Here is a 21,262-nt window from a genome sequence, read left to right on the forward strand (position 1 = left end):
GTGCAAGGACAGTGGTTGTCTGCTCAACTGTCTTCTCAACAGCCCCACCCCTCCCTACGGTTGGGGACTCATGAGTCCCCCCGTCGCACCCCCGGGCTGGAGCCGCTGGCTCGTTCCCCCCGCCGCCCTCTCGGTCCACCTCTCCATCGGCCAGGCCTACGCCTGGTCCGTGTTCAAACCGCCGCTGGAGTCCGCGCTCGGCCTCAGCGGCACGCAGAGCGCGCTCCCCTTCCAGCTCGGCATCGTCATGCTCGGGCTGTCGGCCGCGTTCGGCGGCACGCTCGTGGAGCGCCACGGGCCGCGCTGGGCGATGACCGTCGCCCTGGTCTGCTTCTCCTCGGGCTTCCTGCTCTCCGCGCTCGGCGCGGCGGTCGAGCAGTACTGGCTGATCGTCCTCGGCTACGGCTTCGTCGGCGGCATCGGCCTCGGCATCGGCTACATCTCGCCCGTCTCCACGCTGATCAAGTGGTTCCCGGACCGGCCCGGCATGGCCACCGGCATCGCCATCATGGGCTTCGGCGGCGGCGCGCTCATCGCCTCGCCCTGGTCGGCGCAGATGCTGGAGTCCTTCGGCAGCGACAGCTCGGGGATCGCCCTCGCCTTCCTCGTGCACGGACTGACGTACGCCGTCTTCATGCTGCTGGGCGTGCTGCTGGTGCGGGTGCCGCGCCCCAAGGAGGGCGCCGGCGGGCCGGCCGCGCTCTCCGGCGTCCAGGTCTCGGCGCGCGGGGCGATGCGCACCCCCCAGTTCTGGCTGCTGTGGATCGTGCTCTGCATGAACGTCACGGCCGGCATCGGCATCCTGGAGAAGGCCGCGCCGATGATCACCGACTTCTTCGCCGACACCTCCACCCCGGTGTCGGCGACCGCCGCCGCCGGGTTCGTGGCCCTGCTGTCGGCGGCCAACATGGCTGGCCGGATCGGCTGGTCCTCGACCTCCGACCTGATCGGCCGCAAGAACATCTACCGCGTCTACCTCGGCGTCGGCGCCCTCATGTACGCACTGATCGCGCTGTTCGGCGACTCCTCGAAGCCGCTGTTCGTCCTGTGCGCGCTGGTCGTCCTGTCCTTCTACGGCGGCGGTTTCGCCACGATCCCCGCCTACCTGAAGGACCTCTTCGGCACCTACCAGGTCGGCGCCATCCACGGGCGGCTGCTCACCGCGTGGTCCACGGCCGGCGTCCTCGGACCGCTGATCGTGAACTGGATCGCCGACCGCCAGGAGGAGGCCGGGCGGCACGGCGCGTCGCTGTACGGGACGTCCTTCGTCATCATGATCGGGCTGTTGGTCGTCGGCTTCGTCGCCAACGAACTCGTCCGACCCGTCCACCCCCGCCACCACGTCGGCGTCGACCCCGCACCGAAGGAGGCCGCCGATGTCCGGCGACAGCAGCCAGAGTCCGCCTGACCTGCCCGACCGGCGTCCGCTGATCGCCTTCACCTGGATCTGGGTGGGCGCGCCGCTCGCCTACGGGCTGTACGAACTCGTCCGGAAGGCGACCCAGCTGTTCACCGGGTGACGCCGCTCGCGGGACCCGGGGTGCTGACCGAAGCCGACAAGGCGGGCGCACGTTTCCTGTCGTATCACCTGCCGTCGTACCCGTCGGTCACTGATCACACTGGTGGATCCCGTACCCGAGGCAGCGAGGACTCCACCACATGCACGGCTCCCGCATCACCGCCGTCGGCCATTACCAGCCCGCCCGGATTCTCACCAACGAGGACCTGGCGGGCATGGTCGACACCAGCGACGAGTGGATCAGGAGCCGGGTCGGCATTCACTCCCGCCGGATCGCCGGGCCCGAGGAGCCGGTCGACGAGCTGGCGGGCCACGCCGCGGCCAAGGCGCTGGCGGCGGCCGGGCTGACGCCCGCCGACGTGGACATGGTCGTGGTCGCCACCTCCACCGCGATCGACCGCTCCCCGAACACCGCCGCCCGCGTCGCGGCCCGCCTCGGCATCCCCGGGCCCGCCGCGCTGGACGTCAACGTCGTCTGCGCCGGCTTCACCCACGCCCTGGCCACCGCCGACCACGCCGTCCGGGCCGGTTCGGCGAGCCGGGTCCTGGTCATCGGCGCGGACAAGATGTCCGAGGTGGCCGACTGGAGCGACCGCAGCACCTGCGTGCTCGTGGGCGACGGGGCGGGGGCCGCCGTCGTGGAGGCCTCGGCGCCCGGCGCGGAGCCCGGGATCGGCCCCGTGCTGTGGGGGTCCGTGCCGGAGATGGGCAACGCGGTCCGCATCGAGGGCACGCCCCCGAGGTTCGCGCAGGAGGGGCAGAGCGTCTACCGCTGGGCGACCACACGGCTGCCCGGGTTCGCGCGCCAGGCCTGTGAGCGCTCCGGCCTGGAGCCGGCCGACCTCGCCGCGGTCGTCCTGCACCAGGCGAACCTGCGCATCATCGAACCCCTCGCCGCGAAGATCGGCGCCGTCAACGCGGTCGTCGCCCGCGATGTCGTCGAGTCCGGCAACACCTCGGCGGCGAGCATCCCCCTCGCGCTCTCCAAGCTGGTGGAGCGCGGTGAGATCAGCACCGGCGACCCGGTCCTGCTCTTCGGCTTCGGCGGAAACCTCTCCTACGCCGGTCAGGTCGTCCGCTGCCCGTGAACGGCGCCGCGGCCCTGGTGTGACATGGACTACTCCCGGCCCTGACGGCCCGGTGCGCCGTAGACTGTAGACGAAAGACAATCGATACTCGGCGTACCGGCCTTGCCGCCTTCGAGGGGGGACCGATGTTGTCCGCAGGACTGCCGCAGGGCGCGGTGCCCAAGCTCGAACGGCCCGGCCCGCTGCGCGACCGTGTCTACGAGGCGCTGCTCGAACTCATCACCACCCGGGCCCTCCAGCCCGGCCAGCACCTCGTCGAGAGCGAACTCGCCGGTCACCTCGGGGTGTCGAGGCAGCCCGTGCGCGAGGCCCTGCAACGGCTCAACACGGAGGGCTGGGTCGACCTGCGCCCCGCCCAGGGCGCCTTCGTGCACGAGCCGACGGAGGAGGAGGCCGACCAGCTCCTGGCGGTCCGTACGCTGCTGGAGGCCGAGGCGGCCCGGCTCGCCGCCGCCAACGCCGGCAGCGGGGGCGTGGCCGCCCTGGAGGAGCTGTGCGCGGAGGGGGAGCGGGCCGTCGCCGCCGACGACGTGGACGCCGCCGTCGCCTCCAACGCCCGTTTCCACGCGAAGATCATGGAGCTGGCCGGCAACGCCGTCCTCGCCGAACTCGCCGCGCAGGTCGACCGCCGGGTCCGCTGGTACTACACGCCCATCGCCCGGCAGCGCGGCCGGCAGTCCTGGATCGAGCACCGGCAGCTGATCGCCGCCGTCGCCGACCGGGACGAGCAGACCGCGACCCGGCTGATGCGCGAGCACACCGAGCACACCCGGCGCTCCTACCACGCGCGCGGCGCATCGTGAGGTAGGACTCCAGATCAGGAGGACTCCCAGGTCAGCGGACGTACGAAGGCCGCCCGGCGCATCCCCCGGGCGGCCTTCTCGTGCCCGGGGACGACGAGCGCCCCGCACTTCTTTGTCCACTCAGTGGAGAAAGTTCGCAGCAATTCGTGCGTGACTTCTTCCCACACCCGGCGGCCACTGCTACGTTCCCTCCGAAAGCAAGCCAAGGACGTGGCCGGGAACCGGCACACTCGAAGGCCGATTGAGGCGGGGAGGGGCTCGTGAGACGCATGACGGCACGACCCGCTAACGCCCACCAGGCACGACTGCTCCAGCTGCTGCGCGACGGAGGGCCCAACTCCCGCGCCCAGCTCGGCGACCAGGTGGACCTCTCCCGGTCCAAGCTGGCCGTCGAGGTGGACCGGCTGCTGGAGACGGGCCTGGTGGTGGCCGACGGACTCGCCGCCTCGCGCGGAGGGCGCCGCAGCCACAACATCCGGCTCCATCCCGCACTGCGCTTCCTCGGCGTCGACATCGGCGCGACCTCGGTCGACGTCGCGGTCACCAACGCCGAGCTGGAGATCCTCGGACACATCAACCAGCCCATGGACGTACGCGAGGGGCCGGTCGCGGTCTTCGAGCAAGTACTGGCCATGGCGGCGAAGTTGCGGGCCTCCGGGCTCGCGGAGGGCTTCGACGGCGCCGGCATCGGCGTCCCGGGGCCGGTCCGCTTCCCCGAGGGTGTGCCGGTGGCTCCGCCGATCATGCCGGGCTGGGACGGCTTCCCGGTACGGGAGGCGCTCAGCCAGGAACTCGGCTGCCCGGTCATGGTCGACAACGACGTGAACCTGATGGCCCTGGGAGAGCAGCACGCGGGCGTCGCCCGCACCCAGCACGACTTCCTCGTCGTCAAGATCGGTACCGGCATCGGCTGCGGCATCGTCGTCGGCGGCGACGTCTACCGGGGGACGACGGGCAGTGCGGGCGACATCGGGCACATCCAGGCCGTGCCCGACGGACGCCCGTGCGCCTGCGGCAACCGGGGCTGCCTGGAGGCCCACTTCAGCGGCGCGGCCCTGGCCCGCGACGCCACCGAGGCCGCCCAGCAGGGCCGGTCGGCCGAGCTCGCCAACCGGCTGGAGGCGAGCGGGGGCCTCAGCGCCGCCGACGTCGCCGCCGCCGCGGCCGCGGGCGACGCCACCGCACTCGACCTGATCCGGGAGGGCGGCCGGAGCACCGGCCAGGTCATCGCCGGTCTGGTCAGCTTCTTCAACCCGGGGCTCGTGGTGATCGGCGGCGGGGTGACCGGCCTCGGCCACAACCTGCTCGCCGCCATCCGCACCCAGGTCTACCGCCAGTCGCTGCCGCTGGCGACCGGCAACCTGCCCATCGTCCTCGGGGAGCTGGGCCCCAGCGCCGGCGTCATCGGCGGGGCCCGGCTGATCAGCGACCACCTGTTCTCACCCGCGTAGACGCCCTCCTCATCCGGGCCCCCTCGGCCCGGCTCGCGAGCTCCACCAGCACGCGCTCCACCAGCACAGCGCCCCATCAGCACAGCGCACCACCCCGCTCTGCTCGCCGCTGCCCGGCTCCACCCTGCCTCGATCCGCCCTGTCCCGACCCACCCAGCCCCGCTCTGCCCTGACACCGGCCCGCACGCCCGCCGAGGGGACCTCACATGGCTCCAGAACCACCGCTGCTCAGCATGTCCGGCATCACCAAGTCCTTCCCCGGAGTCCGGGCCCTGGACGGCGTCGACCTCGACGTCCAGGCCGGCGAGGTGCACTGCCTGCTCGGCCAGAACGGCGCCGGCAAGTCCACCCTGATCAAGGTGCTGGCCGGTGCCCACCAGCCCGACACCGGCACCATCCGCTGGCGCGGCGAGGACGTCACCCTGCGCTCGCCCATCGCGGCCATGCGCCTCGGCATCGCCACCATCTACCAGGAACTCGACCTGGTGGAGCACCTGTCGGTCGCCGAGAACGTCCACCTCGGCCATGAACCGACCGCCGCCGGCTTCGTCGTACGGGCCCGGGCGGCCCGGGCGTCGACGGCCCGGCTCCTCGAGCGACTCGGGCACCCGGAGGTCGATCCCGGGCGGCTGGTCGGGGAACTCTCCGCGGCGCAGCAGCAGATCGTGTCCATGGCCCGCGCGCTCTCGCACGACGTACGGCTGATCGTGATGGACGAGCCGTCCGCCGCCCTCGACCCGGACGAGGTGGACAACCTCTTCCGCATCGTCACCGACCTCACCGCCGACGGCGTCGCCGTCGTCTACATCTCGCACCGCCTGGAGGAGATCCGCCGCATCGGCGACCGGGTCACCGTCCTCAAGGACGGACGGGCCGTCGCCGGCGGCCTGCCCGCCAAGGAGACGCCCACCCGCGAGGTGGTGGCGCTGATGACCGGACGCAACGTGGAGTACGTCTTCCCGGAGCGGCCCGCCGCCCCGGCGGTGGGGGAACCGGTGCTCAGCGTGCGGGGACTGTCCAGGGAGGGCGAGTTCGCGCCCCTCGACCTGGAGGTCCGCCCCGGTGAGATCGTCGGCCTCGCCGGACTCGTCGGCTCGGGCCGCTCCGAGATCCTGGAGACGGTCTACGGAGCCCGCAAGGCGAGCACCGGACAGGTCCTCGTCGACGGCCGTGCGCTCAGGCCGGGCAGCGTCCGCGCCGCGGTCCGCGCCGGGCTCGGGCTCGCCCCCGAGGAACGCAAGGCGCAGGCCCTGCTGATGCTGGAGTCCGTCACCCGCAACGTGTCGGTCTCCGCCATGTCCCGCTTCTCGCGCGGCGGTTGGATCGACCGCGGGGCCGAACTCGGCGCGGCCCGCGCGGCCACCCGGGAGCTGTCCCTGCGGCCCGACAACCCGTCGGCGCCCGTGCGCACCCTCTCCGGCGGCAACCAGCAGAAGGCGGTCCTCGCCCGCTGGCTGCTGCGCGGCTGCCGGGTCCTGCTGCTCGACGAACCCACCCGCGGCGTCGACGTCGGCGCGCGCGCCGAGCTGTACGCGGTCGTCCGCCGCCTCGCCGACGAGGGCCTCGCCGTCCTGCTGGTCTCCAGCGAGGTGCCCGAGGTACTGGGCCTCGCCGACCGCGTGCTGGTGCTGCGCGAGGGCCGCGTCGTGCACGAGGCCCCCGCCCGTGAACTCGACGAACACCGCGTACTCGACCTCGTGATGGAAGGAAGCCCGGCGTCATGACCCAGCACGTGTCCCCGCCCCGGGACGGCACCGGCAAGGCGGCTCCGGTGGACAACCCGCCCGCCTGGCGAGTCCAGTTGGGCCGCGCCGACGTCCGCACCCTCACCCTGCTCGGGGTGCTCGCCGCACTGGTCCTGATCGGCGGCATCACCCAGCCCGACTCGTTCCTGGACACCCGCAACCTCCAGCTGGTGCTCACCCAGGCGTCCGTGATCGGCGTCGTCACCGTCGGCATGACCTTCGTCATCGTCTCCGGCGGCATCGACCTCTCCGTCGGCGCCATCGTCGCCCTCGCCTCGGTGTGGGCGACCACCGTCGCCACCCAGGAGTACGGTTTCGTCGGCATCCTCTTCACGGCGGTCGTCGTCGGCGTGGGCTGCGGACTGGTCAACGGGGTGCTCATCGCCTTCGGCCAGATGGTCCCCTTCATCGCCACCCTCGCCATGCTGGCCTCGGCACGCGGCCTCGCGCTCCAGATCACCGACGGACGCACCCAGGTCGTCACCGTCCCGAGCGTCCTGGACCTGGGCGAACGCGACTCCTACGTGCTCGGCATACCGCCCCTGGTACTGGTGTTCGCCGCGGTCACCGTGATCGGCTGGCTGGTGCTCAACCGCACCACCTTCGGCCGTCGCACCGTCGCCGTCGGCGGCAACGCGGAGGCCGCCCGGCTCGCCGGCATCGATGTCCGCCGCCAGCGGCTCTACCTCTACCTGCTGTCCGGGCTGTGCTGCGGCATCGCCGCCTTCCTCCTGATCGTCCTGGCCGGATCCGGCCAGAACACCAACGGCAACCTCTACGAACTCGACGCCATCGCCGCCGCGATCATCGGCGGGACGCTGCTGACCGGCGGGCGGGGCCACATCCTCGGCTCCGTGCTCGGCGTCCTGATCTTCACCACCATCACCAACATCTTCGCCCTGAACAACCTGCAGACCGACGTGCAGCAGATCGCCAAGGGCGCGATCATCGTCGCCGCCGTGCTGGTCCAGCGCCGTACCGCAAGCACGCACTGAGGAAAGGGTCCACCGTCATGACGAACCTCACGAGCCGCAGAGGCCTGCTCTTCGGAGCGGCCGCCGTGTCCGCCGGCGTGGTCCTCACCGGCTGCACGAGCAACGACCCCGACGACGGCGACGACAAGGCCGCGGACACCCAGCCGGCCGCCGACGACAAGCCCGGCAAGCAGGTCACCATCGGCTACGCCGGCCCGCAGGCCGACCACGGCTGGCTCAACGCCGTCAACGACCAGGCGCAGAAGCGCGCCGAGAAGTACTCGGACGTCACGCTCGAGGTCACCGAGGGCTCCAACGACACCGCCCAGCAGATCGGCCAGATCGAGACCCTCATCAACAAGAAGGTCGACGTCCTGGTCATCCTGCCCGCGGACGGCAAGGCCCTCACCCAGGTCGGGCTCAAGGCCATGCGCGCCGGCATCCCGGTCGTCAACCTCGACCGCATCTTCAACAGCCCCCAGGCCTACCGCTGCTGGGTCGGCGGCGACAACTACGGCATGGGCCTCAACGCCGCCCACTACATAGGCGAGAAGCTCAAGGGCAAGTCCGGCGCCAAGGTCATCGAGCTGGCCGGCCTGGACAACCTGGAGCTGACCCAGCAGCGCACCAAGGGCTTCGACGACGGTCTGAAGAACTACCCGAACATCCAGAAGGTGGCCCGCCAGGCCGCCGAGTTCACGGTCGAGTCGGGCCAGGCCAAGATGGCCCAGCTGCTCCAGGCCCAGTCGAAGTTCGACGCCCTCTGGAACCACGACGACGACCAGGGCGTGGGCGCGCTGCGCGCCATCGAACAGGCGGGCCGCGACGACTTCCTGATGGTCGGCGGCGCCGGAGCGCTCTCCGCCTTCCAGGCCATCAAGGCGGACAGCGGCGTGCTGAAGGCCACCGTGCTCTACCCGCCCACCATGGCCGCCTCCGCGATCGACCTCGCCCGCGCCCTCGGTCAGGGCAAGGGCGTCAGCGGGCTCGCCGAGTTCGAGATCCCCTCGACCGTCACCTGCTACTCGGCCGTCGTCGACAAGGAGAACGTGGACCAGTACATGTCCACGGGCTTCAAGTGACGGGCACCACGTGACGGCTGCCGCCCCGGCAGCGGCCTGACCAGCCGGCCGGGGCGGGGCCCACCCCCACCGCGCCACGACGACGAGGAGGACATCCGATGGGACAGCCGCAGCAGCCCGAGGGGGCCGGAGCGGGGGCAGCAGCCGCCGGCACCGGGACCGACAGCGGGACCGGGACCAGGGCGACGGGGGCATCCGCGACCAGACCGCCCCTGCGCGTCGGCATGGTCGGCTACGCCTTCATGGGTGCCGCGCACTCGCAGGGCTGGCGCACCGCGGGCCGGGTCTTCGACCTGCCGCTGAACCCGGTCCTGGCCGCGATCTGCGGGCGGGACGCCGACGCCGTCCGCACCGCGGCCGACCGGCACGGATGGGCGAGCACCGAGACCGACTGGCGGGCCCTGGTCGAACGGGACGACATCGACCTCGTCGACATCTGCACGCCCGGTGACAGCCACGCGGAGATCGCGCTGGCCGCCCTCGCCGCCGGCAAGCACGTCCTGTGCGAGAAGCCCCTCGCCAACACGGTGGGGGAGGCGGAGGCGATGACCCGGGCCGCCGACGAGGCCGCGGCCCGCGGCCAGCTGGCGATGGTCGGCTTCAACTACCGCCGGGTACCGGCCACCGCGCTGGCCCGGCGGATGGTGGCCGCGGGCCGCGTCGGCCGCCTCCGGCACGTGCGGGTGACGTACCTCCAGGACTGGCTCGTGGACCCGCACTCGCCGCTGACCTGGCGGCTGCGCAAGGAACTGGCCGGCTCGGGCGCCCTGGGCGACCTCGGCGCACACATCGTCGACCTCGCGCAGTACCTCACGGGCGAGCGGATCGCGGGTGTCTCCGCCCTCACCGAGACCTTCGTCCGGGAACGCCCGCTGCCGGCCGGTGCCGCCCGGGGGCTCTCGGCCGGCTCGGCGGACGGCGCCATGGGCCAGGTCACCGTGGACGACGCGGCCGTGTTCACCGGCCGCCTCACCTCGGGCGCCCTGGTCTCCTTCGAGGCCACCCGCTACGCCACCGGCCGCAAGAACGCCCTGCGGATCGAGCTGAACGGCGAACGCGGCTCGCTCGCCTTCGACCTGGAGCGGCTCAACGAACTGTCGTACCACGACGGCACGGAGCAGGGGGAGCACGCCGGCTTCCGCCGCATCCTGGTCACCGAACCCGAACACCCCTACCTGGACGCCTGGTGGCCGCCGGGCCACGGGCTCGGCTACGAGCACTCCTTCGTCCACCAGGCGCGCGACCTCGTGCACGCCGTCGCCGAGGGCCGCCGGCCGGAACCCTCCTTCGCCGACGGACTCCAGGTGCAGCGCGTCCTCGCGGCGGTCGAGGAGAGCGCCGAGAAGAACTCCGTCTACACCCCGATCGCCCCCTGAGGAGGCTGGCAGCGACATGCCGCGCAACTTCACTCTCTTCACCGGCCAGTGGGCGGACCTGCCCCTGGAGGAGGTCTGCCGCCTCGCCCGCGACTTCGGCTACGACGGCCTGGAGCTCGCCTGCTGGGGCGACCACTTCGAGGTCGACAAGGCCCTCGCCGACCCCTCCTACGTCGACTCCCGCCACCAGCTGCTCGACAAGTACGGCCTCAAGTGCTGGGCGATCTCCAACCACCTGGTCGGCCAGGCGGTCTGCGACGCCATCATCGACGAGCGCCACCAGGCCATCCTCCCGGCCCGCATCTGGGGCGACGGCGACGCGGAGGGCGTACGGCAGCGCGCCGCGGCCGAGATCAAGGACACCGCCCGGGCCGCCGCACGCCTCGGCGTGGACACCGTCATCGGCTTCACCGGGTCGGCCATCTGGCACCTGGTGGCCATGTTCCCGCCCGCCCCGGAGTCGATGATCGACCGGGGGTACCAGGACTTCGCGGACCGCTGGAACCCGATCCTCGACGTCTTCGACGCCGAGGGCGTGCGGTTCGCCCACGAGGTCCACCCCAGCGAGATCGCCTACGACTACTGGACCACCCAGCGCGCCCTGGAGGCCGTGGACCACCGGCCCGCCTTCGGCCTCAACTTCGACCCCTCCCATTTCGTCTGGCAGGACCTCGACCCGGTCGGCTTCCTGTGGGACTTCCGCGACCGGATCTACCACGTCGACTGCAAGGAGGCCCGCAAGCGCCTCGACGGCCGCAACGGGCGCCTCGGCTCCCACCTGCCGTGGGGCGACCCGCGCCGCGGCTGGGACTTCGTGTCGGCCGGCCACGGCGACGTCCCGTGGGAGGACGTCTTCCGCATGCTGCGCTCCATCGACTACCAGGGCCCGGTCTCCGTGGAATGGGAGGACGCCGGCATGGACCGGCTCCAGGGCGCCCCCGAGGCCCTCACCCGCCTCAAGGCCTTCGACTTCGACCCGCCCAGCGCGTCCTTCGACGCCGCCTTCAACAGCTGACCCGAGCGCCCGACCGCCCGACCGCAGGTCGGGGACGGGGGCCGGCCGAACCGCCGGTCCCCGGTCAGGCCTGCCCGAATCCCGCTTTGTCCTGCATTGGGAAAAAGTTGAACCAGTCCGGGCCCAAGGGGTGTTGGCCCCGGAAGAACGCGGTTACCGTCCCTGAAGTGTTCAGGACACCCACGCCCCCGGGGTGACGGCGCACCCCGGAGCCCGCCGCACCGCACGTCTTCGCACCCGTTCCGTACGGCCCATCCCGTTCCCGGAGGGACTTCGTGCACAGAACCAGACTCAAAAGCACCAGGACCACGAGGCGCCCCAGGCTGCGCACCACGCTGGCCCTGTTCACCGGCCTGATCCTGGCGGTGGGAACTCCGGCGACCGTCGCCGGCGCCCACCCCGGCCACCCGGAGCACGACGAACCGGCGGCCGCAGAGGGGCAGTTCCAGCAGGTGCCCCTCGCCAAGGGCGAGCCCGAGATGGGCGAGCCGATGTCGCTCGCCGTCCTCCCGGACCGCAGCGTCCTGCACACCGCCCGCGACGGCACACTGCGCCTCACCGACCAGGGCGGCGTCACCAAGGTCGCCGGCAAGCTCGACGTCTACAACCACGACGAGGAGGGCCTGCAGGGCGTAGGCATCGACCCGGACTTCGAGAACAACCGGGCGATCTACCTGTACTACGCCCCGCCGCTCGACACCCCGGCGGGCGACGCGCCGGAGACCGGGACCGCGGAGGACTTCAAGAAGTTCGACGGCGTCAACCGGCTCTCCCGCTTCGTCCTCAACGCCAACGGCACGCTGGACACGGCCAGCGAGAAGAAGGTCCTGGACGTCGCGGCCTCCCGCGGCACCTGCTGCCACGTCGGCGGCGACATCGACTTCGACGCCGAGGGCAACCTCTACCTGTCCACCGGCGACGACTCCAACCCGTTCGCCTCCGACGGCTACACGCCGATCGACGAGCGCCCGGACCGCAACCCGGCCTTCGACGCCCGCCGCAGCTCCGGCAACACCAACGACCTGCGCGGCAAGATCCTGCGGATCAAGGTCGCCGAGGACGGCTCGTACACCGTGCCGGACGGCAACCTCTTCGCCCCGGGCACCGAGAAGACCCGCCCCGAGATCTACGCGATGGGCTTCCGCAACCCGTTCCGGATGAGCGTCGACGACGAGACCGGCACCGTCTACGTCGGTGACTACGGCCCCGACGCGGGCGCCGCCGACCCGAACCGCGGCCCGGCCGGACAGGTCGAGTTCGCCAAGGTCACCAAGGCCGCCAACTTCGGCTGGCCGTTCTGCACGGGCAACAACGACGCCTACGTCGACTACGACTTCGCCACCAAGACCTCCGGCGAGAAGTTCGACTGCGCCGCCCCGAAGAACACCTCGCGGCACAACACCGGCCTGGTCGACCTGCCGCCCGCGCAGGCCGCCTGGATCCCGTACGACGGCGGCTCCGTGCCCGAGTTCGGCACCGGCTCCGAGTCCCCGATGGCCGGCCCGGTCTACCGGTACGACCCCGAGCTGGACTCCAGCGTGAAGTTCCCCGAGGAGTTCGACGGCGACTTCTTCGCCGGCGAGTTCGGCCGCCGGTGGATCAAGCGGATCGAGCAGAACGCCGACGGCACGGTCGCGAAGATCAACGACTTCCCGTGGACCGGCACCCAGATCATGGACATGGAGTTCGGCCCCGACGGCGCGCTCTACGTGCTGGACTACGGCGTCTCCTGGTTCCAGGGCGACGAGAACTCCGCCCTGTACCGCATCGAGAACGCCGAGGACGGCTTCTCCCCGATCGCCGAGGTGAGCGCCGACAAGACGTCCGGCGCGGCCGGCCTCAAGGTGCAGTTCACCGCCTCCGTCAAGGACGCCGACTCCCCGGACCTCACCCACAGCTGGGACTTCGGCGACGGCACCAAGGGCGAGGGCCTCACGCCCACCCACAAGTACAAGAAGGTCGGCACCTACACCGCGACCTTCACCGCGAAGGACCCCGAGGGCAACACCGGCAGCGCCAGCGTCCGGATCGTGGTCGGCAACACCGCGCCCAAGGTGCGGATCGACGTCCCGGGCAACGGCACGCTGGCCGCCTTCGGTGAGCCCGTCCCCTTCAAGGTGACCGTCACCGACCCCGAGGAGACCGTCGACTGCTCCAAGGTCAAGGTCGCCTACAGCCTCGGCCACGACTCCCACGCCCACGAGCTGACCAGCGAGATGGGCTGTGAGGGCACCCTGAAGCCGCCGCCCGGCGACGGCGGGCACGACCCCAACGCCAACATCTACGGCGTCGTCGGCGCCAGCTACACCGACGGCGGGGCGAACGGCCAGGAGGCCCTGACCGGCACCGCCCGCACCGTGCTCCAGCCGCTGCACCGCCAGGCCGAGCACTTCGCCGGCCAGCAGGGCGTCTCGGTCATCGACAAGACCGGCGCCAACGGCGGCAAGACCGTCGGCAACATCGACGACGGCGACTGGATCTCCTTCAGCCCCTACAAGTTCGACGGGCAGAAGAAGCTCACCGTACGGGCCTCCTCCGGCGGCGCCGGCGGCTTCGTCGAACTGCGCACCGGCTCGCCCGAGGGCCCGCTGCACGGCTCGGCGTACATCCCGCCGACCGGCGGCTGGGAGACGTTCCAGGACGTCGACGTGCCGCTGCGGGCCCTGCCCAAGAAGACCACCGACATCTACCTGGTCTTCCGGGGCGGCGAGGGCGCGCTGTACGACCTGGACGACTTCGAGTTCTCCAAGGAGCCGTTCAAGGGCGGCAAGAAGGTGCTCGTCTTCTCCAAGACGGCCGGCTTCCGCCACGACTCCATCCCCGAGGGCGTCGCCGCGCTGAAGGAGCTCGGCGCCCCGGCCGGCATCTCGGTCACCGCGACCGAGGAGGCCAAGCAGTTCACCACGGCCAACCTCGCCAAGTACGACGCGGTCGCGTTCCTGTCCACCACCGGTGACGTCCTCGACGCCGACCAGCAGAAGGCGTTCGAGAACTACGTCAAGAACGGCGGCGGCTACCTGGGCATCCACGCCGCCGCCGACACCGAGTACGACTGGGAGTTCTACGGCGGCCTCGTCGGCGCCCACTTCGACTCGCACCCGGCCATCCAGAAGGCCACCGTGCGCGTCCACGACCACGACCACCCCTCCACCGCGCACCTCGGCGACACCTGGGAGCGCACCGACGAGTGGTACAACTACCGCACCAACCCGCGGGACCAGGCCAAGATCCTCGCCACCCTGGACGAGACCACCTACGACGGCGGCACCATGAAGGGCGACCACCCGATCGCCTGGTGCCAGAGCTACGGCGGCGGCCGGTCCTTCTACACCGGCGGCGGTCACACGAAGGAGTCCTACGCCGACGAGGCGTTCCGGGGCCACCTGCTCGGCGGCATGCAGTACGCCACCGGCCAGGTCAAGGCCGACTGCAAGCCGGACACCGGCTACCGGGACATCTTCAACGGCGAGACCAGGGACGGCTGGAAGCAGGCCGGCCCCGGCACCTTCGACGTGAAGAACGGCACGCTGGAGTCCAACGGCGGCATGGGCCTGCTCTGGTACCAGGCCAAGGAGCTGAAGTCGTACTCCCTCAAGCTCGACTGGAAGATGCGGGGCGACGACAACTCCGGGATCTTCGTGGGCTTCCCGGCCTCCGACGACCCCTGGTCCGCGGTGAACAAGGGCTACGAGATCCAGATCGACGCGACCGACGCGGCGGACCGCACCACGGGCTCCGTCTACTCCTTCAAGTCGGCCAACATCAAGGCCCGTGACCAGGTCCTGCGGCCCCCCGGCCAGTGGAACTCCTACGAGATCAAGGTCCAGGGCGAACGCCTCCAGGTGTTCCTCAACGGAGTCAAGATCAACGACTTCACCAACAAGGACCCCGAGCGGAGCCTGACCGACGGGTACATCGGCCTCCAGAACCACGGCGCCGACGACCAGGTCTCCTTCCGCAACATCCAGCTCAAGGAACTGAACTCCTAGGGCTACCGGAACGGCGGCGGGCGGAGGACGCCGGACCTCCGCCCGCCGTCCCGCCGGGCCCGCGCCCGGCACCCCGCTCGTCCCCCTCCCGGCACTCGCACCAGGTTCGCGTACGACAAGGAGGCTGCCCATGTCCGCCGAACCGTCCCCGCCCACCCCCTCCTCGGCCCCGCGCCTCGGCGTCTGGCTCATCGGGGCCCGTGGCTCCGTGGCCACCACCGCGATCGCGGGCTGCGCCGCCGTCGCCGCCGGCCTGCACCCGCCGACCGGCATGGTCACCGAGACCCCGCCGTTCGCGTCGAGTGGTCTGCCGCCGCTGTCGTCGCTCGTCTTCGGCGGCCACGACACCCTCGACTGCCCTCTGCCCAAGCGCGCCGAGCACCTGGCCGAGGGCGGTGTCCTGCCGCACGGCCTGCCGTCGGCCGTGCACGCCGAACTCGTCGCCGCCGACCGTGAGATCAGGCCCGGCGGCCCCGTGACCGGCGTTCCGGAGGGCGGGCCCGCCCGCACCCAGGACGAGTGGATCGACGTGTTCGCGGACGACATCCGTGACTTCGTCCGCCGCCACGACCTCGCCGGCGCCGTCGTGGTGAACGTGGCCTCCACCGAGCCCGCCCCCACCGACGGCACCCTGCCGCCCAGCTCCCTCTACGCGGCGGCCGCCCTGCGCGCCGGCTGCCCGTACGTGAACTTCACGCCCTCCACCGGGCTGCACCACCCGGCGCTGGCCCCGCTCGCCGAGTCCTCGGGGCTCCCGTACGCGGGCCGCGACGGCAAGACCGGGCAGACCCTGCTGCGCTCCGTGCTCGGCCCGATGTTCCTCCAGCGGGCCCTCGCCGTACGCGCCTGGTCCGGCACCAACCTCCTGGGCGGCGGCGACGGCGCGGCCCTCGCGGACCCCGCGGCGGCCGCCGCCAAGAACGCCGGCAAGGAACGCGTCCTCGCCGACACCCTCGGTGCCGCACCCGAGGGCGAGGTCCACATCGACGACGTGCCCGCCCTCGGCGACTGGAAGACCGCCTGGGACCACATCGCCTTCGACGGCTTCCTCGGCGCCCGCATGGTCCTCCAGACCACCTGGCAGGGCTGCGACTCGGCGCTGGCCGCGCCCCTCGTCCTCGACCTGGCCCGGCTGGCCGCCCGCGCCCACGAGCGGGGCCTGTCCGGTCCGCTGCGCGCACTCGGCTTCTACTTCAAGGACCCGGTGGGGGACGGCCCCTCGTCCCTGGCCGAGCAGTACGCGGAGCTGACGGCTTTCGCCGGACGGCTCCGGGACGGCGCCGGCGACGGCGAGGAGCAGCGGTGAGCCGCGCGGTCGCCGTGGCCCGGAACGCCTCCGCGCCCGCCGGCGCGGCGGGCAGCGGACCGGCCGCGGAGAACGCCCCGTCGGGCGCCGCCGGGACTCCGGCGCACGGTTCCCGGCCGACCGGTACCGGACGCGCCGGCGCCTGGGCCGAACTGCTGCGCCTGCCCGCCCTGTTCACCGTCCCCGGTGACGCCCTGGCGGGCGCTGCGGCGACCGGTGTGCGTCCCGGACCCCGCACGCTGCTCGCCATCGGCTCGTCCCTGTGCCTGTACGAGGCGGGCATGGCCCTCAACGACTGGGCGGACCGGGCCGAGGACGCCGTGGAGCGCCCGCACCGCCCGCTGCCCTCCGGGCGGATCCGTCCCGCCGCCGCCCTGACCGCGGCCTGCGGCCTCACCGGAGCGGGTCTGGCGCTCGCCGCCGCGGCCGGCCGGCCCGCCCTGGCGGTGGCCGCCCCGTTGGCGGCGACGGTCTGGGCCTACGACCTCGCGCTGAAGCACACCCCCGCCGGGCCCGTGGCGATGGCCGCCGCCCGCGGACTGGATCTGCTCCTCGGCGCCGCCGCCACCGGCGGCGCCACCCGCCCCGCACTGCCCTCCGCCGCGCTGCTCGGCAGCCACACCCTCGCGGTCACGACCGTCTCCCGCCGGGAGACCGACGGCGGCTCGGTCCTGGCCCCGCTGGCCGCCCTCACGACGACGGCGGCGCTGACGCGGCTGGTCACCCGCCGCCGCACCCGACTCCCGGCAGGCCGGTGGGCAGCAGCCGCCCCCGGCCTGCCGGGCCCCGGCCCGACCGGGCGCCCGGCGCAGGCCACCGGTGCCCTCACCACCGCCCTGGGCGCCGCCTACGCCGCCACGGCCGCCCGACCCTACGTCCACGCCGCGCTCAACCCCTCGCCCCCGCTCACCCAACGCGCCGTCGGCGGCGGCATCAGGGCCACGATCCCGCTCCAGGCGGCGCTCGCCGCCCGCTCCGGAGCCGCTGCCACGTCGCTGCTGGTCGCGGCGCTCGCCCCGGCCGGGCGGATGTTCGTGCGCAGGGCCGGCCTGAGGAAGGTGAGCATCACATGAGCAGCGGTGCCCCCACCCTCCCTCTCCGCTTCGGCTACGGCACGAACGGTCTCACCGACCTCCGCCTGGACGACGCCCTCGCCCTGCTGGCCGACCTCGGCTACGACGGTGTCGGTCTGACCCTCGACCACATGCACCTCGACCCGCTCGCCGAGGACCTCGCCGCCCGCACCCGCCGGGTCGCGCGCCGCCTCGACGCGCTGGGCCTGGACGTCACGGTCGAGACGGGCGCCCGCTATGTGCTCGACCCCCGCCGCAAACACGGCCCCTCGCTGCTCGATCCGGACCCCGGTGACCGGGCGCGCCGGGCCGACCTGCTGGTACGGGCCGTGCGCGTCGCCGCCGACCTGGGGGCCCACGCCGTGCACTGCTTCAGCGGCATCACGCCGCCGGGGACGGACGCGGAGACCGCCTGGAAGCGCCTGGCGGACGCCCTGGGCCCGGTCCTGGACGCCGCCGCCGACGCCGGCGTGCCCCTCGCGGTGGAGCCCGAACCGGGTCACCTGCTGGCCACCCTCGCCGACTTCCACCACCTGCGCCGACTGCTGGGAGACCCCGGGCAGCTCGGCCTGACCCTGGACATCGGGCACTGCCAGTGCCTGGAACCGCTGCCCCCCGCCGACTGCGTGCGCCAGGCCGGGCCGTGGCTGCGGCACGTGCAGATCGAGGACATGCGCCGCGGCGTCCACGAGCACCTGCCCTTCGGCGACGGCGAGATCGACTTCCCGCCCGTCCTCCAAGCCCTCGCCGACACCGGCTATCGGGGCCTGACCGTCGTCGAACTGCCCCGCCACTCCCACGCGGGGCCGCGCTTCGCCGAACTCTCCCTCCCGTTCCTCCGCGGAGCCGCGACGGCGGACCCCCGCACGCGCCGCTCGGGCGAGCCCTCCGCCACCCACTGAAGGGAGCCACCCCCATGACGCAGCCACACACCGGCCACGTCACCCCCGACACCCAGGGTGCGGACGCCCCCACCGCCGGACGGGACCAGGGCCCCACCCCCGCCCACGTCCCGCCCGCCGACCTGCGCGCGGCCCTCTCCGCCGAGCTGGGCGGAGCCGCCCGGGCCTGGCTGGACCAGGCCCTGGACGAGGCCGCCGCCCACCCCGGCGCCCACGGCCCCATCTCCGTCTGGGAACTGCGCCTCGCCGAGGCCGCACGCCGCTGCGGCCCCGCCCACGCCGACGCCGCCCGTGTCCTCGTCCTGCACGCGGCACGCGCGGACACCGACGCCCTGACCCGCGTCTACTCCCAGGGCACCGCCGACGAACGCCGCGCCGTCCTGCACGCGCTGCCCCACCTGGTGTCCGGCCCCGAGGCCCTGCCCCTGGTCGAGGACGCGCTGCGCACCAACGACACCCGGCTGGTCGCCGCGGCCCTCGGCCCCTACGCCGCCCGGCACCTCGACGCCCACCAGTGGCGGCACGCCGTACTGAAGTGCCTGTTCACCGGCGTGCCCCTGGACGAGGTCGCGGACCTCGCCGGACGCGCCCGCGGTGACGCCGAACTGGCCCGCATGCTCACCGACTACGCCGCCGAACGCACGGCCGCGGGCCGCCCCGTCCCCGAGGACCTGCACCGCGTCCTGGCCCTGACCGAGCCCGGCGCGTCGCACACCCCGGCCGCCCCCCACGGCAAGGAGTCCTGATGCGCATCTTCGACCCGCACATCCACATGACCTCCCGCACCACCGACGACTACGAGGCCATGCACGCCGCCGGTGTCCGCGCCGTCGTCGAACCGTCCTTCTGGCTGGGCCAGCCCCGCACCTCGCCCGCCTCCTTCCGGGACTACTTCGACGCCCTGCTGGGCTGGGAGCCCTTCCGCGCCGCCCAGTACGGCATCGCCCACCACTGCACCATCGCCCTCAACCCCAAAGAGGCCAACGACCCGCGCTGCCTGCCCGTCCTGGACGACCTGCCCCGCTACCTCGTCAAGGACCGGGTCGTCGCGGTCGGCGAGATCGGCTACGACTCCATGACCCCGGCCGAGGACACCGCCCTGGCAGCCCAGCTCCAGCTCGCCGCCGACCACGGCCTGCCCGCCCTCGTGCACACCCCCCACCGCGACAAACTCGCCGGACTCCACCGCACCCTCGACGTGGTGCGGGAGTCCGCGCTGCCCCTGGACCGGGTGCTGGTCGACCACCTCAACGAGACCACCGTCAAGGCCGCGAAGGACAGCGGGGCCTGGCTCGGCTTCTCCGTCTATCCGGACACCAAGATGGACGAGGCCCGCATGGTCGCCCTCCTGCACGAGTACGGTCCGGAGAAGGTCCTGGTCAACTCCGCCGCCGACTGGGGCAGGAGCGACCCGCTCAAGACCCGCAAGGTCGGCGACCTGATGCTCGCGGAGGGCTTCACCGAGGACGACGTGGACCGGGTGCTGTGGCGCAACCCCGTCGCCTTCTACGGCCTCAGCGGACGCCTCGCGCTCGACGTGACCTCCGCCGACGCCACCCACGAGGGCAACTCCATCCTGCGCGGCGGGGAGTGAACCATGCGCTTCCGCCATCCCGACGGTTCCACCGTCCATCTCGCCTACTGCACCAACGTGCATCCCGCGGAGACGCTGGAGGGGGTGCTGGCGCAGCTGCGTGAGCACTGTGAGCCGGTACGGCGCCGGCTGGGCCGCGACCGCCTCGGTATCGGCCTGTGGCTGGCCCGGGACGCCGCGCACGCCCTGGTCACCGATCCGGCAGCGCTGCGCGGACTGCGCGGGGAGCTGGAGCGGCGGGGCCTGGAGGTCGTCACCCTCAACGGCTTCCCCTACGAAGGGTTCGGCGCCCGAGAGGTCAAGTACCGCGTCTACGCGCCGGACTGGGCCGACCCCGAGCGTCTGGAGCACACGACGTCCCTGGCCCGGGTGCTGGCGGGACTGCTGCCCGACGATGTCACCGACGGCACGATCTCCACGCTGCCGCTGGCCTGGCGCACCGCCTACGACGATGCCCGCGCCGGCCAGGCCCGCGCCGCGCTGGCCACCCTCGCCGAACGCCTCGACGCCCTTCAGGAGCTGACCGGCCGCTCCATCCGCGTCGGTCTGGAACCCGAACCGGGCTGCGTCGTGGAGACGACCGGTGACGCCATCGCCCCGCTGACCGCGGTCGGCCACGACCGCATCGGTGTCTGTGTCGACACCTGCCACCTGGCCACCTCCTTCGAGAACCCCGACACCGCCCTGGACGCCCTGACCGCCGCCCGCATCCCCATCGTCAAGTCCCAGCTGTCGGCGGCCCTGCACGCCGAGCAGCCCACCGACCCCGCCGTCCGCGAAGCGCTCGCGGCCTTCGCCGAACCCCGCTTCCTCCACCAGACCCGCACCACCACCGAGGCCGGAGACCTGCGGGGCACCGACGACCTCGACGAGGCCCTGGCCGAGGGCGGGCCGCTGCCCGACCGTGCGCCCTGGCGGGCCCACTTCCACGTGCCCCTGCACGCGGCGCCCGCCGCGCCCCTGACTTCGACGATGGAGGTCCTCAAAGCCACGCTGGCGCGTCTGGTGGGCGGCCCGCACCCCCTCACCCGGCACCTGGAGGTGGAGACCTACACCTGGCAGGCCCTGCCGCCCGAGCTACGCCCCCGCGCCCGCGCCCAGCTCACCGACGGGATCGCCGCCGAACTCACCCTGGCCCGCGACCTGCTGACCGACCTCGGCCTCAAGGAACTGCCATGACCGCGCCGACGCACTCCGACGGACCGACCCCTCTGCTCGTTCTCGACGTGGTCGGTCTCACCCCCCGCCTGCTGGACCACATGCCCCACCTCAAGCAGCTGGGCCAGTCAGGCTCCCGCGCCCCGCTGGGTACCGTCCTGCCGGCGGTGACCTGCGCCGCCCAGTC

Annotated in this window: 18 protein-coding genes; all 18 read left to right on the forward strand. The window is 72.7% G+C overall.

Going from position 1 to position 21,262, the window contains the following annotated elements; all coding sequences use genetic code 11:
- Nucleotides 1-70 precede the first annotated feature (70 nt).
- The gene (locus ACGF5T_RS19535) at nt 71-1,408 is read left to right on the forward strand and encodes an OFA family MFS transporter (protein WP_356612341.1); all 1,338 of its coding nucleotides are present in this window, start codon (nt 71-73) and stop codon (nt 1,406-1,408) included.
- Nucleotides 1,377-1,520 carry a hypothetical protein gene (locus ACGF5T_RS19540; RefSeq protein WP_356612339.1) on the forward strand — a complete coding sequence of 48 codons (144 nt, stop codon included), beginning with the start codon at nt 1,377-1,379 and terminating at the stop codon, nt 1,518-1,520. The genes ACGF5T_RS19535 and ACGF5T_RS19540 overlap by 32 nt, the downstream gene beginning before the upstream one ends.
- 139 nt (nt 1,521-1,659) lie before the next feature.
- Nucleotides 1,660-2,607: a beta-ketoacyl-ACP synthase III gene (locus tag ACGF5T_RS19545; protein ID WP_361009948.1), complete on the forward strand. Its 948-nt coding sequence runs from the start codon at nt 1,660-1,662 to the stop codon at nt 2,605-2,607.
- A 125-nt stretch (nt 2,608-2,732) separates the two neighbouring features.
- Entirely contained in the window at nt 2,733-3,410 is a 678-nt protein-coding gene (locus ACGF5T_RS19550; RefSeq protein WP_366766295.1) for a GntR family transcriptional regulator, read from the forward strand.
- A gap of 269 nt (nt 3,411-3,679) precedes the next feature.
- Nucleotides 3,680-4,861, forward strand: coding sequence for an ROK family transcriptional regulator (locus tag ACGF5T_RS19555; RefSeq protein ID WP_356612333.1), 1,182 nt, complete (start codon nt 3,680-3,682; stop codon nt 4,859-4,861).
- Nucleotides 4,862-5,067: 206 nt separating this feature from the next.
- Nucleotides 5,068-6,585, forward strand: coding sequence for a sugar ABC transporter ATP-binding protein (locus tag ACGF5T_RS19560; protein ID WP_356612331.1), 1,518 nt, complete (start codon nt 5,068-5,070; stop codon nt 6,583-6,585).
- Nucleotides 6,582-7,601: an ABC transporter permease gene (locus ACGF5T_RS19565; protein WP_361009955.1), complete on the forward strand. Its 1,020-nt coding sequence runs from the start codon at nt 6,582-6,584 to the stop codon at nt 7,599-7,601. Before ACGF5T_RS19560 ends, ACGF5T_RS19565 begins: the two co-directional genes overlap by 4 nt.
- Nucleotides 7,602-7,618: 17 nt before the next feature.
- Complete coding sequence (locus ACGF5T_RS19570) at nt 7,619-8,662, forward strand: substrate-binding domain-containing protein (protein ID WP_356612327.1); 1,044 nt, start codon at nt 7,619-7,621, stop codon at nt 8,660-8,662.
- Nucleotides 8,663-8,760: 98 nt separating this feature from the next.
- The gene (locus ACGF5T_RS19575; RefSeq protein WP_361009961.1) at nt 8,761-10,038 is read left to right on the forward strand and encodes a Gfo/Idh/MocA family oxidoreductase; all 1,278 of its coding nucleotides are present in this window, start codon (nt 8,761-8,763) and stop codon (nt 10,036-10,038) included.
- Between the two features lie 16 nt (nt 10,039-10,054).
- Complete coding sequence (locus ACGF5T_RS19580; protein WP_356612323.1) at nt 10,055-11,053, forward strand: sugar phosphate isomerase/epimerase family protein; 999 nt, start codon at nt 10,055-10,057, stop codon at nt 11,051-11,053.
- 275 nt (nt 11,054-11,328) lie between these two features.
- On the forward strand, nt 11,329-15,042 hold the full coding sequence (locus ACGF5T_RS19585; RefSeq protein ID WP_361009964.1) for a ThuA domain-containing protein: 3,714 nt from the start codon (nt 11,329-11,331) through the stop codon (nt 15,040-15,042).
- A gap of 130 nt (nt 15,043-15,172) precedes the next feature.
- Nucleotides 15,173-16,348, forward strand: coding sequence for an inositol-3-phosphate synthase (locus tag ACGF5T_RS19590; protein WP_366766294.1), 1,176 nt, complete (start codon nt 15,173-15,175; stop codon nt 16,346-16,348).
- A complete protein-coding gene (locus ACGF5T_RS19595) occupies nt 16,345-17,421 on the forward strand; it encodes an SCO3242 family prenyltransferase (protein ID WP_392888564.1) in 1,077 nt (358 codons plus the stop codon). Before ACGF5T_RS19590 ends, ACGF5T_RS19595 begins: the two co-directional genes overlap by 4 nt.
- Nucleotides 17,418-18,323 (forward strand): sugar phosphate isomerase/epimerase family protein, encoded by a 906-nt coding sequence (locus tag ACGF5T_RS19600; RefSeq protein ID WP_366766293.1) that lies wholly within the window; start codon nt 17,418-17,420, stop codon nt 18,321-18,323. Before ACGF5T_RS19595 ends, ACGF5T_RS19600 begins: the two co-directional genes overlap by 4 nt.
- Before the next feature lie 14 nt (nt 18,324-18,337).
- On the forward strand, nt 18,338-19,069 hold the full coding sequence (locus ACGF5T_RS19605) for an EboA domain-containing protein (RefSeq protein WP_356612315.1): 732 nt from the start codon (nt 18,338-18,340) through the stop codon (nt 19,067-19,069).
- Nucleotides 19,069-19,917 (forward strand): TatD family hydrolase, encoded by an 849-nt coding sequence (locus tag ACGF5T_RS19610; RefSeq protein WP_356612313.1) that lies wholly within the window; start codon nt 19,069-19,071, stop codon nt 19,915-19,917. The genes ACGF5T_RS19605 and ACGF5T_RS19610 overlap by 1 nt, the downstream gene beginning before the upstream one ends.
- Nucleotides 19,918-19,920: 3 nt before the next feature.
- Nucleotides 19,921-21,096 carry a metabolite traffic protein EboE gene (gene eboE / locus ACGF5T_RS19615; protein WP_392888569.1) on the forward strand — a complete coding sequence of 392 codons (1,176 nt, stop codon included), beginning with the start codon at nt 19,921-19,923 and terminating at the stop codon, nt 21,094-21,096.
- Nucleotides 21,093-21,262 (forward strand): alkaline phosphatase family protein (locus ACGF5T_RS19620; protein WP_392888585.1); only part of this gene is annotated, 170 nt, incomplete at its 3' end. The genes eboE and ACGF5T_RS19620, both read left to right, overlap by 4 nt.

The sequence above is a fragment of the Streptomyces sp. NPDC047853 genome (genome assembly GCF_043204535.1).
Taxonomy (GTDB): domain Bacteria; phylum Actinomycetota; class Actinomycetes; order Streptomycetales; family Streptomycetaceae; genus Streptomyces.

Coding starts and splice junctions, on each gene's coding strand:
- ACGF5T_RS19535 (WP_356612341.1), top strand. CDS start 71: ATGAGTCCCCCCGTCGCACCCCCGGGCTGGAGCCGCTGGCTCGTTCCC.
- ACGF5T_RS19540 (WP_356612339.1), top strand. CDS start 1,377: ATGTCCGGCGACAGCAGCCAGAGTCCGCCTGACCTGCCCGACCGGCGT.
- ACGF5T_RS19545 (WP_361009948.1), top strand. CDS start 1,660: ATGCACGGCTCCCGCATCACCGCCGTCGGCCATTACCAGCCCGCCCGG.
- ACGF5T_RS19550 (WP_366766295.1), top strand. CDS start 2,733: ATGTTGTCCGCAGGACTGCCGCAGGGCGCGGTGCCCAAGCTCGAACGG.
- ACGF5T_RS19555 (WP_356612333.1), top strand. CDS start 3,680: ATGACGGCACGACCCGCTAACGCCCACCAGGCACGACTGCTCCAGCTG.
- ACGF5T_RS19560 (WP_356612331.1), top strand. CDS start 5,068: ATGGCTCCAGAACCACCGCTGCTCAGCATGTCCGGCATCACCAAGTCC.
- ACGF5T_RS19565 (WP_361009955.1), top strand. CDS start 6,582: ATGACCCAGCACGTGTCCCCGCCCCGGGACGGCACCGGCAAGGCGGCT.
- ACGF5T_RS19570 (WP_356612327.1), top strand. CDS start 7,619: ATGACGAACCTCACGAGCCGCAGAGGCCTGCTCTTCGGAGCGGCCGCC.
- ACGF5T_RS19575 (WP_361009961.1), top strand. CDS start 8,761: ATGGGACAGCCGCAGCAGCCCGAGGGGGCCGGAGCGGGGGCAGCAGCC.
- ACGF5T_RS19580 (WP_356612323.1), top strand. CDS start 10,055: ATGCCGCGCAACTTCACTCTCTTCACCGGCCAGTGGGCGGACCTGCCC.
- ACGF5T_RS19590 (WP_366766294.1), top strand. CDS start 15,173: ATGTCCGCCGAACCGTCCCCGCCCACCCCCTCCTCGGCCCCGCGCCTC.
- ACGF5T_RS19600 (WP_366766293.1), top strand. CDS start 17,418: ATGAGCAGCGGTGCCCCCACCCTCCCTCTCCGCTTCGGCTACGGCACG.
- ACGF5T_RS19605 (WP_356612315.1), top strand. CDS start 18,338: ATGACGCAGCCACACACCGGCCACGTCACCCCCGACACCCAGGGTGCG.
- ACGF5T_RS19610 (WP_356612313.1), top strand. CDS start 19,069: ATGCGCATCTTCGACCCGCACATCCACATGACCTCCCGCACCACCGAC.
- eboE (WP_392888569.1), top strand. CDS start 19,921: ATGCGCTTCCGCCATCCCGACGGTTCCACCGTCCATCTCGCCTACTGC.